The sequence below is a fragment of the Bradyrhizobium sp. genome (assembly GCF_035652035.1).
In the GTDB taxonomy this organism is placed as follows: domain Bacteria; phylum Pseudomonadota; class Alphaproteobacteria; order Rhizobiales; family Xanthobacteraceae; genus Bradyrhizobium.
The window spans coordinates 1-13731 of sequence record NZ_DASREO010000086.1 but is presented as its reverse complement, the minus strand read 5'-3'; the positions used below and the strand labels follow the sequence as shown (position 1 = coordinate 13731).

The window sequence follows — 13731 nt, the reverse complement described above, 5'->3', positions numbered from 1 at the left end:
ACTAGAAACCGATATTTGCTAGTGGTGCTTTGATTCTAACATTTGTAAAGCGCGTGCTGAGAAGGAACACAAATGTTGGAATCGGACCACTAGTTGCTCAGCTCGCTCGAGATGATGTCGCCGAACAATTCCCACTTCTCGCCCTTGAACCGCTCCATCTGAAGCTGCTTGATCGGCGCGAAGTCGGTCGGCGACGTATTGATGGTGATGCCGGGCAGGATGGTGTCGGGAGCGAAATTCTTCAGGCTGGCAGCCCGCTTCATCACGTTCTCGCGGGTGAGATCGTCGCCGCACATCTGAAGCACCTTCACCATGGTCTGGGCGACGCCATAGCCGTACACCACCGAGGCGTCGAGCTTGTTGGCTTCGGGATAGTACTTCGCCAGGAAGTCGAGGAATTTCCTCATGCCGGGATCGTTGTCCCACTGCGAATCCGCGGCGTCCTTGCCATAGTTCGCCGAGAGAATGCCTTGCGAGTTCTCGAAGCCTGCCGGCTTGATCACGCTGCCGATCGAGGTCGAAACGTTGGACACGATATGCAGCGGGGTCCAGTTCATCTCCGCCAGTTTCTTGATCGCTTGCGCCGCAAATTTCGGCGTGGTGATGCTGATGAAGACATCGGCGCCGGAGGCCTTCAGCTTGACGATGTGACCGTCGATTGTGGGCTCGGAGGTCTCGTAACCCTCCTCGGCTGCTATCATCGACGTCTTGGCGCCGAGGCCGTCCTTCAGACCTTTCAGATAGTCCTTGCCGAAGTCGTCGTTCTGGTAGAGCACCGCGATCTTGGCGTCGGGCTTGGTCTTGAGCAGGTATTTGGCGTAGATCCGCGCCTCGCTCTGGTAGCTGGGCTGCCAACCCATGGTCCACGGAAACTCTTTCGGTTCGTCCCATTTGGTGGCGCCGGTCGCGACGAACAGCTGCGGGACTTTCTTCGCATTCATGTACTTCTGGATTGCCGTGTTGGACGGCGTGCCGAGCGGGTTGAAGATCAGCAGCACCTCGTCGCTCTCGACCAGCTTGCGCGCCTGCTCGACCGCTTTCGGCGGGCTATAGCCGTCGTCATAAGAGATGAAATTGATCTTGCGGCCGTTGATGCCGCCCTCGGCATTGATCTTGTTGAAGTAGGCTTGCTCGGTCTTGCCGATCACGCCGTATGCGGAAGCGGGGCCGCTATAGGGCATGATATTGCCGACCTTGATTTCGGTATCCGATGCGCCGGTGTCATATTTCTTCTGCGCCAGCGCGCTGCCGGTTGAGCCGAGTGCGACGGCGCCGGCGGCGACCGCGGCAACCAGCAGTTTTCGTTTTGCAAGCATCGTTTTCTCCTTGGGTTGTTCTTAGCGTTTCTTGAGGCGCCCAAGCAGATGCTGGGCGACCATGGCGACCTGCCTTGCGCCATGCGGCACCAGGAAGATGACGAGAAACAGGATGACGCCGAACACCGCACCGGAGAGGCCTTTCGAAACGCCTTCGGCGATGTTCGGCACGAAGATGATGAAGGCGGAGCCGACGATCGAACCGGGCAGCCAGCCAACGCCGCCGACCACCATGCCGAGAAACAGCGAGATCGCGAGCGTGATGGTGTAGCCGTCGGGCGCGACGAATTGCACGGCAATCGCACCTAACCCGCCGGCGATGCCGGTGATGGCGGCGGAGACACCGAACGCCAGCGTCTTGTAGAGCGCGACGTTGACGCCCATGGCGGAGGCCGCGATCTCGTTGTCGCGGATCGCCATGAAGGCGCGGCCCGAGCGCGATCGCAGCAGGTTGACGGAGAGAATGTAGATCGCCATCGTGATCGCGAGCGTGAAGTAATAGAACCACATGTCTTGCGACATTTTCAGGTGGAACCATCGAAGCGCGCTCTGCACGATGTCGGGCGCATCCGGCTTGGTCACCACGAGGCCCTGCACGCCGCCGGTCCAGTATTCGAAATAGCCGAGCTTGAGGATCTGCGGCATCGCGGTGGCCAAGGCGAACGTCGCAAGCGCGAGGTAGACGCCGGAAAGGCGCAGCGCCGGCTGACCAAACAGAAATCCGAACAGGAAGCAGACGAAGCCGGCAATCGGCAGCGTCAGCGCGTAGTTCATGCCGGCATGTTCCATCAGGATCGCGGAAGTGTAGGCGCCGACTGCGTAGAAGGCGCTTTGACCGAGCGAGAATTGTCCGCTGCCGCCGGTCAGGATGTTGAGCGCCAGAACCGCAAGGCCGTAGACCAGCAGCATCGTCAACTGGAAGATGATGAAGTTCTTCACGAAGAACGGCACGACGATCAATAGCGCCAGCACGATCAGCGAGGTGCCGGCCCCCAGCGTCATCGCGCGCTTGGGAACGGCTTCGATGGCGGGCGCCCCGGTGACGGCTTCCTGCACGGCGCTCATGTTCAGACTCGCTTCACGATGGGCCGGCCGAATAGCCCGGCCGGTTTGATGACCAGAACGGTGATGATGAGCGCCAGCGCGATCGGCAACTTCAGCTCATTGCCGACGCCTGGAATATAGGTGCCGGCGAGATTTTCGATGATGCCGACCAGAAATCCGCCGATCACAGCGCCGAACGGACTGGTCAGGCCGCCGAGCACCGCGGCGGCAAAGCCGTAGAGCAGGATGCTGACCATCATGTTGGGTTCGAGAAACACCACCGGCGCGATCAGCATGCCGGCAATCGAACCGATCGCAGCCGCCATGCCCCAGCCGAGCGCAATCATCCAGGAGGTGTTGATCCCGACCAGCCGCGCCGATTCCGGCACGGAGGCGGCCGCGCGCATCGCAAGGCCCACACGTGTGTAGCGGAAGAAGGCATAGAGCGCGATCAAAAGCAGCACGGTCACGCCGATCATCCCGGCCTGGTGGGTCGAGATCAGCTGGCTGCCGAGGAAAGGCGCCGAGCCGAACGGCGTTGGATATTCCTTGATGGTGAAATCCCAGATCAGCCCGGCCGAGCTGTTGAGAATGGCAAACAGCGCGATGAAGCCGGCCACATTGGTCAGGATCGGCGCTTTGGCGAGCGGCTTGAACAGGACCCGCTCGATCACGATGCCACCGATAAAGGAGAAGATCAGCGTGAGCACGAAAGCGCCCCAATAGGGAAAGCCCCATTGCATCAGTTGCCAGGAGATGAAGGTGGAGAACATCGCCATTTCGCCCTGCGCGAAATTGAGATGATCGATCGCCTGGTAGATCATGACGACCGCGAGCGCCATGCAGGCATAGATCGCGCCGGTGGCGATGCCGGACAGGATCTGGTTGATGAACAGCTCCATGGCGGCGTTCCCTAATAGCCGAGATAGGATTTGCGGACGTCTTCGTTGTCCGCGATCTCATTCGCCTTGCCGGACATCACGATGCGGCCGGTCTCGATCACATAGGCATGATCGGCAATTTCCAGCGCGAGCTGTGCGTTCTGTTCGACCACCAGGATCGTGACCTTGTCTTCCCGGTTGATCTTGCCGAGAATCTTGAAGAGGTCGCGCACGATCAGGGGCGCAAGCCCGAACGAGGGCTCGTCGAGCAGCATCAGGCGCGGCCGCAGCATCAGCGCGCGCGCCACCGCCAGCATCTGCTGCTCGCCGCCCGAGAGCGTACCGGCCTGCTGGGCGCGCCGCTGCTTGAGGACGGGAAAATACGCGTACATGCGTTCGATATCGGAGGCCACGCCGGACTTGCTTCGCGTGATCGCCCCGAGCTGAAGGTTTTCCTCCACCGTCACGGTGGTAAAGGTGCCGCGGCCCTGCGGCACGTGAGCAATACCGAGACGGACGATGCTTTCGGTCGACCGGCTCGTCAGCGGCGCGCCGTCAAATTCGATTGCGCCCGAGGTCCGGACCATGTTGCAGATCGCCCGCAAGGTGGTGGTCTTGCCCGCGCCGTTGGCCCCGAGCAGCGTGGTCACGCTGCCTTCGTTCAACGAGAATTCAAGGCCATGCAGCGCCTGGACCTGGCCGTAATAGGCCTTCAGCGCCTTGATGTTGAGGAGCGCGGTCATTGATCCTTGCTCCCGAGATAGGCCTTGATCACGTCGGGATCGGATTGCACGGCCGCTGGCGTGCCCTCGGCGAGCTTCTTGCCGAAGTTCAGCGCGACGACGTGGTCGGCGATCGACATCACGAGGCCCATGTGATGCTCGACCAGCAGCACCGTGACCTTGCGGTCATCGCGAATGCGCCGGATGAGGTCGCCGAGTGCGTGAACTTCCTCGTGATTGAGGCCGCCAGCGGGCTCATCGAGCAGCAGGATCTTCGGCTCGGCTGCGAGCGCGCGCGCCAGCTCAACGCGCTTCTGGGTGCCGAAGGGCAGTCCCGAAACGGTTGCATGGGCGACGTCTTCGAGTTCGAGATACTTGAGAATTTCATGAACGCGCCCGTTGAGCGCAACCTCGTCGCGGCGAACCTTCGGAAGCCTCAGCGAGTCACTGACGATGTCGCTGGACGTTCGTGCATGCGCGCCGATCCGGACGTTGTCGAGCACCGACAGGTTGGAGAACAAGGCGACGTTCTGAAAGGTGCGGCCAATGCCGATTTCGGCGATCCGGTGCGGCGGGCGATTCAAAATGCTCGCGCCTTCCAGCAGGATGTCGCCGGAGCTCGGCTGATAGAGCCGGCTCAGACAGTTGAAGAGCGTGGTCTTGCCGGCGCCGTTCGGTCCGATCAGACCCAGGATCTGTCCCTGGTTCATGTGAAACGAGACGCCGTTCAACGCAACGATGCCGCCGAAGGTGACGCTGACGTCGCGAACTGCAAGCAGCGGCGAGGGCGCCTGCATCGTCGGGGCCGCCGTCATCGCTCACCGAACGGAAAGGAGATCCGGCCGGAATCAAGCTTTGCTGAATAGAAGCGGCAACGGCTACCTGATCCCCTCAACCACACGCGCAACTCTCCCTCCCGTTTTCAGTTTCCGCCCCTCTGGTTTTTTTATTTGCGGCGTCATTCCGCCGAGCGAGGCTTCTATATTTCGGACCATGGTCAAAAGACGCGGGCCGATGTCGTTGCGCAGCCGCTCTTCTGTAAAGCGGAAGGCCGGTGCGCCACAGTTAAACGCATAAGGGCCGGTTCCGTCATTAAGCTTTAGTGCTACGCCAGCCGCGGCAATGTCGTCATGCCACTCGCCGGCCGAGATCACAAAGCCATGCTTGGCGACGGTCTCGCCGGCGCGCTCGACACCGTCGCGCATCTTGGCCCAGCGCGGGCCATAGTGCTCCTTCAATTCCCCGAGCAACTCGTTTCGTTCCTGTTCGGACAGCGCCCAGATATAGGCGCGGCCCATCGCCGTGGTCGCGATCGGAACGCGCGAGCCGACGTCGAGCTGAACGCCGATGGTCATGCCGCGGCTCTGGCCGAAATAGATCATGCTGAGACGGTCGCGGCCACCGACGGCCACAGCGCCACCGGTCTCGCGCATCAATTCTTCCCGGTATGGTTCCGACAGATGGCGAACGCCGAGATTGGCAAGCGCGGCATAACCGAGCGCCATGGCTGCAGGCGCAAGCTGGTATTTCTCAAACCGCGGAACGGGCGTAAGGTAACCGAGCTTGGTGAGCGTATAAGTCAGCCGGGAGACCGTTGGTTTCGGCAAATTGGTCCGGGCCGCAATCTCTTGATTGCCGAGAAGCCCGTCATTGGGCCGAAATGCGCGCAATACATCGAGACCGCGGGAAAGCGCGACGACAAAACTGCGATCAGTCGCGACTTTCTTGCCTTGACGCTTCATGTTCTGCCGCCGACGTCCGCCTGCTGGTGGAGTGAATTCGATGTTCGCTACCGACGTACCCGCGAGTCCAACATGTGAAAATCAAATGCGAAGCCGTGTACGAGGCTTTGTTGACAAGGGACGTGCTTCAAAATAACCCTCCGTGTCAAGATGCGGAATTCAATTCCGCAATGCGGAATAAATCGGTCTACTTCAAATAAGCTGCGCAAGAACAGGATATCCAGGGAGAGTTTCCGTGAGTGAAGTGGTCAGCCTTGAACGTCATGATGCCGTTGCCATCGTCACGGTGAACAATCCTCCGGTCAATGCGCTCAGCGCCGCCGTGCGCGGCGGCATCTCGGATTGCGTCAAGCGCGCGATCGCTGATTCCGAGGTCAAGGCTATCGTTCTGACTTGCGCCGGGCGCACCTTCATCGCCGGCGCGGACATCACCGAATTCGGCAAGCCGCCGGTTTCGCCCGGCCTTCACGAAGTGCTCGTCGAGATCGAAAATTCTCCGAAGCCCGTGATCGCCGCCATTCATGGCACCGCGCTTGGCGGCGGGCTCGAAGTCGCGCTCGCCTGCCACTACCGCGTTGCCGTCAAGGAAGCACGGCTTGGCCTGCCGGAAGTAAAACTTGGGCTGCTTCCCGGCGCGGGCGGAACGCAGCGCCTGCCGCGCGCAGTCGGTCCGGAGCTTGCGGTCAAGATGATCGTCGGCGGTGATCCGATTTCGGCGTCGGACGCGCTGAAGAAGGGCCTGATCGATGACATCGTCGAAGGCCCGACCGCTGGCGGCGAGGCCTTTGCCCGAAAAGTCCTGGCCGAGAAGCGGCCTTTAAGGAAATTGCGCGACGACGACAGCAAGCTGAAAGCCGCAAAAGCCGATCGCTCGATCTTCACCAATGCGGTCGCGGCGATGACCAAGAAAGCGCGCGGGCTGGAAGCGCCGTTTGCGGCCGCCGACGCGGTCGGAGCTGCGATCGATCTGCCTTTCGACGAAGGCCTGAAGAAGGAACGCGAGGGTTTCCTCAAGCTGGTGTCGGGCGATCAGTCCAAGGCGCAGCGCTATGCCTTCTTCGCCGAGCGTGAGGCAGCCAAGATCGCCGGCGTGCCTGATGGTACCAAGCCGCGCAACGTCGAGCGGGTCGCCATCATCGGCGCCGGCACCATGGGCGGTGGCATCGCGATGTCGTTCGTCAACGCCGGCATTCCCGTGACGCTGATCGAGACCGGGGAAGAGCAGCTCAAGCGCGGCATGGGCGTGATGCGGAAGAATTACGAAGCCACCGCCGCGCGCGGCGGCATCCCGGCCGATGCGCCCGCCAAGCGCATGGCGCTGATCAACGGCGTCGTCGGCCTTGAGAACGTCAAAGACGCCGATCTTGTGATCGAAGCGGTGTTCGAGACCATGGCGATCAAGAAGGAAGTGTTTGGCGCGCTCGACAAATACGCCAAACCCGGCGCGGTGCTGGCGTCCAACACTTCCTATCTCAACATCGACGAGATCGCGAAGGAGACCAAGCGTCCGCAGGATGTGCTCGGCATGCACTTCTTCTCGCCTGCGAACGTCATGAAGCTGTGCGAAATCGTGCGCGCGGACAAGACCGCGCCTGATGTACTCACCACCGCCGTCGCCGTTGCTCGGAAAATCGCAAAAGTTCCGGCCGTGGTTGGCGTTTGCGACGGCTTTGTCGGCAATCGCATGCTCGCCCAACGCGGCAAGCAGGCCGAGAAGCTTCTGTTCGAGGGCGCGCTGCCGCAGCAGGTCGATGCCGTCGTCACCAAGTTCGGCATGCCGATGGGTCCGTTCGCGATGGGCGACCTTGCCGGCCTCGATATCGGCTGGCGCTCACGCAAGGACCGCGGCATCAAGTCGGAGATCGCAGACGCTTTGTGCGAGGCCGGGCGCTTCGGACAGAAGACCGGCAAGGGCTATTACAAATACGAAGCCGGCTCGCGCGCGCCGCTGCCCGATCCGGACGTCGAGAAGCTGATCGACGAGACCTTGCAACGGCTCGGCCGCAAGCGCCGCGCGGTGAGCGATGAGGAAATCCTCGAGCGTATGATGTATCCGATGATCAACGAGGGCGCGCGGATTCTCGAAGAGAAGGTCGCGGCGCGTCCTGGCGATATCGACGTGATCTGGCTCTACGGCTACGGCTGGCCGGTCTATCGCGGCGGCCCGATGTTCTATGCCGATCAGGTCGGCCTCAAGCACGTCGCCGATCGCCTCGCTTTCTACGCCAAGGAAACCAACGATCCCAGCCTGGAGCCGGCGCCTCTGCTCAAGCGTCTCGCCGCCGAAGGCAAGACCTTTGCGCAATGGGCGCAGGGCGCAAAGGCGGCGTGATGGGTCTTTCACGATGACCCATCCCGGTGAACAGTTCTACCCGAAGGGCGTCCGTTGGGACGACCCGATCGAACGCGGCACGCTGCCTGATCTCTTGTCGGACGCGGCCCGTCAATTCGGGTCGCGGCCGGCGATCGAGTTTCGCGACCGCGCAATCTCGTTCACCGAGCTCGAGGCGCTTGCCGATGTCGCCGCGGCCGCATTCCTGCGCGCCGGCATCAGTAAGGGCGCGACGGTGGCGTTGTTTCTCGGCAACTCGCCCGATCATCCGATCAATTTCTTCGGGGCGCTGAAGGCAGGCAGCCGCATCGCCCATCTTTCCCCGCTCGACGGGATGCGTGCTCTGTCCCACAAATTGAGCGACAGCGGCTCGCGAATTCTGGTCACCTCGAACCTCGCGACGCTGCTGCCGACCGCGGTGAAATTTCTGGAGCAAGGCCTGATCGACCGCCTGATCGTCTGCGAGGACGATCATTGGGGCGCGGTGGGTAACCCGCATACGCCGATCCCGGACGATCCCGCGATAACGACTTTCGCGAAGTTCGCCGAAGGCGCGACCAAGCCTGCGCAATGGCCGGATGTGACGCCCGACGACGTCGCGCTATTGCAATATACCGGCGGCACCACGGGATTGCCGAAAGGCGCGATGCTCAGCCACGGCAATCTGACGTCGGCCGTGTCGATCTATGAAGTGTGGACCAGACCGACGCGGCTCGAACGCAATACGATCGACCGCGTGATCTGCGTGCTGCCGCTGTTTCACATCTATGCGCTGACCGTGGTGATGTTGTCCGCGCTCCGCGTCGGCAGCCTGATTTCTCTGCACCAGCGCTTCGATGTCGAAGCCGTCATGCGCGACATCGAGGTCAAGCGTGCGACCGCATTTCCCGGCGTTCCCACCATGTGGATCGCGATCGCAAGCCTGCCTGATCTCGACAGGCGCGATTTTTCCTCGCTTGCGGTGGCGGGCTCTGGCGGCGCGCCGCTGCCGGTCGAGGTCGCCAAGGTCTTTGAGCGCAGGACGAACCTGAAATTGAAGAGCGGCTGGGGCATGACCGAGACCTGCTCGCCCGGCACCGGCCACCCCAATGAGGGGCCCGAAAAACCCGGCTCGATCGGACTGATGCTGCCAGGCATCGAGATGGACGTCGTCGCGCTCGATGATCCGAAGAAAATGCTGGCCGCGGGCGAAGTCGGCGAGATCCGCATCAAGGGGCCGAACGTCACCAAGGGTTACTGGAACAACCCCGCGGGGTCCGCGGAAGCTTTTGTCGGGGACCGCTTCCTGACTGGCGATATCGGCTACATGGACGCGGACGGCTATTTCTTCCTGGTCGACCGCAAGAAGGACATGATCATCTCCGGCGGGTTCAACGTCTATCCGCAAATGATTGAGCAGGCGATCTACGAGCATCCTGCCGTGCAGGAAGTGATCGTGATCGGCATTCCCGACGAATATCGCGGCGAAGCGGCGAAAGCCTTCATCAAGCTGCGTGCAGGCAGCGCCTCCTTTTCGCTCGATGACCTGAAGGCATTCCTCTCCGGCAAGCTTGGGCGGCATGAAATTCCCGCCGCGCTCGCATTCGTCGATGAACTGCCGCGCACGCCGGTCGGCAAGCTCTCGCGCCATGAATTGCGCAGCCAGCAGGCTAAAAGCCAACCCGCACAAGAACACAAACAACTCGCAACAGGAGGTCGTTCATGACCGACGCCGTCATCGTTTCCACCGCCCGCACCCCGATCGGCAAGGCCTATCGCGGCGCGCTCAACGCCACTGAAGGCGCCACGCTGCTTGGTCACGCCATTGGGCAAGCGGTCGCGCGCGCCAAGGTCGATCCCAAGGAGGTCGAGGACGTCGTGATGGGCGCGGCCCTGCAACAGGGCTCGACCGGCGGCAATATCGCGCGCAAGGCGCTGCTGCGCGCCGGTCTCCCTGTGACGGTCGGCGGCACCACGATTGACCGGCAATGCGCCTCGGGCTTGCAGGCGATTGCGCTTGCCGCGCGTTCGGTGATTTTCGACGGCGTCGAGGTTGCGGTCGGCGGCGGCGGCGAATCGATCAGCCTGGTGCAGAACGATCACGCCAACAAGTTTCACACCCAGGATCCGGCGCTCCTCAAGATCAAGGGCGAGGTCTACATGCCGATGATCGACACCGCCGAGGTCGTGGCAAAACGCTACGGCATTTCGCGTGAGCGGCAGGATGAGTATTCGCTGGAGAGCCAGCGCCGGGTGGCCGCCGCGCAGCAAGGCGGCAAGTTCAACGACGAGCTCGCGCCGATCACCACCATGATGGGCGTCGCCGACAAGGCGACCGGGGAAATCTCCTTCAAGGAAGTTACGCTGTCGAAGGACGAAGGCCCGCGGCCGGAGACCACCGCCGAAGGCCTTGCCGGCCTGAAGCCGGTGCGCGGCGAAGGTTTCACCATCACCGCCGGCAATGCCAGCCAGTTGTCGGACGGCGCCAGCGCCTCCGTCATCATGAGCGACAAGGAAGCGTCAAAGCGCGGCCTGAAGCCGCTCGGTATCTTCCGCGGCTTTGTCGCCGCCGGGTGCGAGCCGGACGAAATGGGTATCGGGCCGGTGTTTGCCGTGCCGCGGCTCCTGAAGCGCCACGGCCTGAAGGTCGACGACATCGATCTCTGGGAGCTGAACGAGGCCTTCGCGGTGCAAGTGCTCTACTGCCGCGACAAGCTCGGCATCGACCCGGAAAAGATCAACGTCAATGGTGGCGCGATCGCGGTCGGCCATCCCTATGGCATGTCGGGCGCGCGTCTCACTGGTCATGCGCTGATCGAGGGTCGCCGTCGCAAGGCGAAGCTCGCGGTGGTGACGATGTGCGTCGGCGGCGGCATGGGCGCCGCCGGTCTGTTCGAGGTGGTGCACTGAGTTTTGTTGTCCCGGCCTTGAGCCGGGACCCATACGCCGCGGCCTAACGGTCGAAGCGTTGTGGTAGCCGGCTTTGCCAAGAACGTAAGCTGGGGGTTATGGGTCCCGGCGTTCGCCGGGACGACAGTGGGATAGAACAAGTTAGAAATTCACAGGAGACTCCAATGGATCTCGCTTTTACCAAGGAAGAACAGGCGTTTCGCGACGAGGTGCGGGCGTTCTTCCGTGACAACGTGCCGCCGGCAACCCGGCAGAAATTGGTCGAGGGCCGTCACCTGAGCAAGGACGAGATGGTGACCTGGTGGCGCATCCTGAACAAGAAGGGCTGGGGCGTCTCGCACTGGCCGAAGGAATATGGCGGCACGGGCTGGAGCTCGGTGCAGCATTATATCTTCAACGAAGAGCTTCAGGCGCATCCGGCGCCGGCGCCTCTTGCCTTCGGCGTTAGCATGGTCGGTCCGGTCATCTACACCTTCGGCAACGAGGAGCAGAAGAAACGCTATCTGCCGCGCATCGCCAATGTCGATGACTGGTGGTGCCAGGGCTTCTCCGAGCCGGGCTCGGGCTCGGACCTCGCTTCGCTGAAGACGAAAGCCGAGCGCAAAGGCGACAAGTGGGTCATCAACGGCCAGAAGACTTGGACCACGCTCGCCCAGCACGCCGACATGATCTTCAACCTTTGCCGCACCGATCCGTCCGCGAAGAAGCAGAGCGGCATTTCCTTCATCCTCGTCGACATGAAGTCGAAGGGCATCACTGTGCGGCCGATCCGGACCATCGACGGCGGCCACGAGGTCAACGAAGTCTTTTTCGACGACGTCGAGGTGCCGATCGAAAATCTCGTCGGCGAGGAGAACAAGGGCTGGGATTACGCCAAATTCCTGCTCGGCAACGAGCGCACCGGCATTGCGCGGGTCGGCGTTTCCAAGGAACGCATCCGCCGCATCAAGGATCTCGCGTCCAAGGTCGAGTCCGGCGGCAAGCCCGTGATGGAAGATCAAGGGTTCCGCGAAAAGCTGGCGGCTGTCGAGATCGAGCTGAAGGCGCTCGAACTGACGCAGCTGCGCGTCGTCGCCGACGAAGGCAAGCACGGCAAGGGCAAGCCGAATCCGGCGTCCTCCGTGCTCAAGATCAAGGGCTCGGAAATCCAGCAGGCAACGACCGAGCTGTTGATGGAAGTGATCGGTCCGTTCGCCGCGCCCTTCGACGAGCATGGCGATGACGGCTCGAACGAAGCGATGGAATGGACCGCGCAGATCGCGCCGAGCTATTTCAACAACCGCAAGGTCTCGATTTATGGCGGATCGAACGAGATCCAGCGCAACATCATCACCAAGGCGGTGCTGGGGTTGTAGAGAGACGTCATTCCGGGGCACGCGAAGCGTGAACCCGGAAGCGCGCGCCAATAACTTCTGGATTCCGGGTCCACGCGAAGTCGCGTGTCCCGGAATGACGGGGTGGAAATAGTCCGGGTACAGGGAATTAGATCTATGGATTTCGATTTGACGGAGGAGCAGCGGCTTCTCAAGGACAGCGTCGAGGGGCTGCTCGGCGACGCCTATGATTTCGAAGCGCGCAAGAAATACATGAAGGAGCCGGGCGGCTGGAGCAGGGCGATGTGGGGCCGCTTTGCCGAACAGGGCCTGCTTGGTTTGCCGTTCGCCGAAGACGACGGCGGCTTCGGCGCCGGCGCGGTCGAGACAATGATCGTGATGGAAGCGCTCGGCCGCTCGCTCGTGATCGAGCCTTATCTTGCGACTGTCGTGATTGCCGGCGGACTGCTGCGCCATGGCGGCTCGGCGGCGCAGAAGGAAGCGCATATCCCGTCCATCATCGACGGAACCAAGACCTTCGCGTTTGCGCAGCTCGAGAAGAATTCGCGCTACGACCTTGCCGACGTGACGACGTCGGCCAAGAAAAAGGGCGACGGCTGGATCATCGACGGCGAGAAGTTCGTCGTGCTCAACGGCGAGGCGGCCGACACTTTTGTCGTCACCGCGCGCACCAAGGGCAGCCATCGTGACGCCAACGGCATCGGCGTCTTCCTGGTGCCGGCCAATGCCAAAGGCATTGCGAAAAAAGGCTACCCAACCCAGGACGGCCTGCATGGCGCCGACGTCACCTTCACCGGCGTCGAGGTCGGCGCGGATGCTGCGATCGGCGATCCGGAAAATGCCTTGCCGTTGATCGAGCGCGTGGTCGACGAAGCCCGCACCGCGCTTTGCGCCGAGGCGGTCGGCCTGATGGACGAGTCGCTCAAGACCACGGTCGAATATCTGAAGACGCGAAAACAGTTCGGCGTGCCGATCGGCAGCTTCCAGACCTTGCAGCATCGCGCTGCCGACATGTTTGTGGCGGTCGAGCAAGCGCGCTCGATGTCGATGTTTGCGACCATGGCCTGCGACTTCGAGGACGCCAGGGAGCGCGCCACCGCGGTTGCCGCCGCCAAGGTGCAGATCGGCAAGTCCGGCAAGTTCGTCGGTCAGCAGTCGATCCAGCTCCACGGCGGCATCGGCATGACCCAGGAGGCCGCGATCGGCCACTACTTCAAGCGCCTGACCATGATCGAGAACACGTTTGGCGACACCGAATACCACCTGCGCCGCGTCACCGCGGCCGGCGGGTTGGTGTAGGGCTGTTGTCATTCCGGGGCGCACGAAGTGCGAACCCGGCGACTGTCTTAGCTGTCAAGTTGCTGGGGTGTATAGCGGACGTTATTTTTGACGAGCGCATTAGCGGTAACGAGCAGCTTTCGGGCGACGGCAACGAGAGCGAGCTTGGCGGGCTTTCCTTGGCTTCGCAGGT

11 protein-coding genes and 1 pseudogene are annotated in these 13731 nt (G+C 62.1%); 5 read left to right on the top strand and 7 right to left on the bottom strand.

Features of this window, described 5'->3' with window-relative positions:
• Positions 1–89 precede the first annotated feature (89 nt).
• From VFB05_RS23345 to VFB05_RS23320, 6 genes are all read right to left on the bottom strand, one after another.
• Entirely contained in the window at positions 90–1316 is a 1227-nt protein-coding gene (locus VFB05_RS23345) for an ABC transporter substrate-binding protein (RefSeq protein WP_325016679.1), read from the bottom strand.
• Positions 1317–1337: 21 nt separating this feature from the next.
• The gene (locus tag VFB05_RS23340) at positions 1338–2381 is read right to left on the bottom strand and encodes a branched-chain amino acid ABC transporter permease (RefSeq protein ID WP_325016677.1); all 1044 of its coding nucleotides are present in this window, start codon (positions 2379–2381) and stop codon (positions 1338–1340) included.
• 2 nt (positions 2382–2383) lie between these two features.
• On the bottom strand, positions 2384–3262 hold the full coding sequence (locus VFB05_RS23335) for a branched-chain amino acid ABC transporter permease (protein ID WP_325016675.1): 879 nt from the start codon (positions 3260–3262) through the stop codon (positions 2384–2386).
• 11 nt (positions 3263–3273) lie between these two features.
• On the bottom strand, positions 3274–3984 hold the full coding sequence (locus VFB05_RS23330) for an ABC transporter ATP-binding protein (protein WP_325016673.1): 711 nt from the start codon (positions 3982–3984) through the stop codon (positions 3274–3276).
• A complete protein-coding gene (locus VFB05_RS23325; protein ID WP_325016671.1) occupies positions 3981–4778 on the bottom strand; it encodes an ABC transporter ATP-binding protein in 798 nt (265 codons plus the stop codon). The genes VFB05_RS23330 and VFB05_RS23325 overlap by 4 nt, the downstream gene beginning before the upstream one ends.
• A 63-nt stretch (positions 4779–4841) precedes the next feature.
• On the bottom strand, positions 4842–5705 hold the full coding sequence (locus tag VFB05_RS23320) for an IclR family transcriptional regulator (protein ID WP_325016669.1): 864 nt from the start codon (positions 5703–5705) through the stop codon (positions 4842–4844).
• Positions 5706–5940: 235 nt separating this feature from the next.
• On the opposite strand from VFB05_RS23320, the gene VFB05_RS23315 reads away from it, so the two are divergent.
• The 5 genes from VFB05_RS23315 to pimD all read left to right on the top strand — a co-directional run bounded on the left by VFB05_RS23315 (position 5941) and on the right by pimD (position 13559).
• Positions 5941–8037, top strand: coding sequence for a 3-hydroxyacyl-CoA dehydrogenase NAD-binding domain-containing protein (locus tag VFB05_RS23315; RefSeq protein WP_325016667.1), 2097 nt, complete (start codon positions 5941–5943; stop codon positions 8035–8037).
• Positions 8038–8050: 13 nt separating this feature from the next.
• Positions 8051–9742, top strand: a complete 1692-nt coding sequence (gene pimA / locus VFB05_RS23310) for a dicarboxylate--CoA ligase PimA (protein WP_325016665.1) — start codon at positions 8051–8053, stop codon at positions 9740–9742.
• Positions 9739–10926: an acetyl-CoA C-acyltransferase gene (locus VFB05_RS23305; protein ID WP_325016663.1), complete on the top strand. Its 1188-nt coding sequence runs from the start codon at positions 9739–9741 to the stop codon at positions 10924–10926. The genes pimA and VFB05_RS23305 overlap by 4 nt, the downstream gene beginning before the upstream one ends.
• Positions 10927–11090: 164 nt before the next feature.
• Positions 11091–12281, top strand: a complete 1191-nt coding sequence (gene pimC, locus VFB05_RS23300) for a pimeloyl-CoA dehydrogenase large subunit (RefSeq protein WP_325016661.1) — start codon at positions 11091–11093, stop codon at positions 12279–12281.
• A 135-nt stretch (positions 12282–12416) separates the two neighbouring features.
• Complete coding sequence (gene pimD / locus VFB05_RS23295) at positions 12417–13559, top strand: pimeloyl-CoA dehydrogenase small subunit (RefSeq protein ID WP_325016659.1); 1143 nt, start codon at positions 12417–12419, stop codon at positions 13557–13559.
• Between the two features lie 47 nt (positions 13560–13606).
• Here the strand turns inward: pimD and VFB05_RS32235 are convergent.
• A pseudogene (locus VFB05_RS32235) lies at positions 13607–13731 on the bottom strand (IS110 family transposase); the annotation flags it as partial.

Coding starts and splice junctions, on each gene's coding strand:
- pimC (WP_325016661.1), top strand. CDS start 11,091: ATGGATCTCGCTTTTACCAAGGAAGAACAGGCGTTTCGCGACGAGGTG.
- VFB05_RS23340 (WP_325016677.1), bottom strand. CDS start 2,381: ATGAGCGCCGTGCAGGAAGCCGTCACCGGGGCGCCCGCCATCGAAGCC.
- VFB05_RS23345 (WP_325016679.1), bottom strand. CDS start 1,316: ATGCTTGCAAAACGAAAACTGCTGGTTGCCGCGGTCGCCGCCGGCGCC.
- pimD (WP_325016659.1), top strand. CDS start 12,417: ATGGATTTCGATTTGACGGAGGAGCAGCGGCTTCTCAAGGACAGCGTC.
- VFB05_RS23325 (WP_325016671.1), bottom strand. CDS start 4,778: ATGACGGCGGCCCCGACGATGCAGGCGCCCTCGCCGCTGCTTGCAGTT.
- pimA (WP_325016665.1), top strand. CDS start 8,051: ATGACCCATCCCGGTGAACAGTTCTACCCGAAGGGCGTCCGTTGGGAC.
- VFB05_RS23335 (WP_325016675.1), bottom strand. CDS start 3,262: ATGGAGCTGTTCATCAACCAGATCCTGTCCGGCATCGCCACCGGCGCG.
- VFB05_RS23330 (WP_325016673.1), bottom strand. CDS start 3,984: ATGACCGCGCTCCTCAACATCAAGGCGCTGAAGGCCTATTACGGCCAG.
- VFB05_RS23305 (WP_325016663.1), top strand. CDS start 9,739: ATGACCGACGCCGTCATCGTTTCCACCGCCCGCACCCCGATCGGCAAG.
- VFB05_RS23320 (WP_325016669.1), bottom strand. CDS start 5,705: ATGAAGCGTCAAGGCAAGAAAGTCGCGACTGATCGCAGTTTTGTCGTC.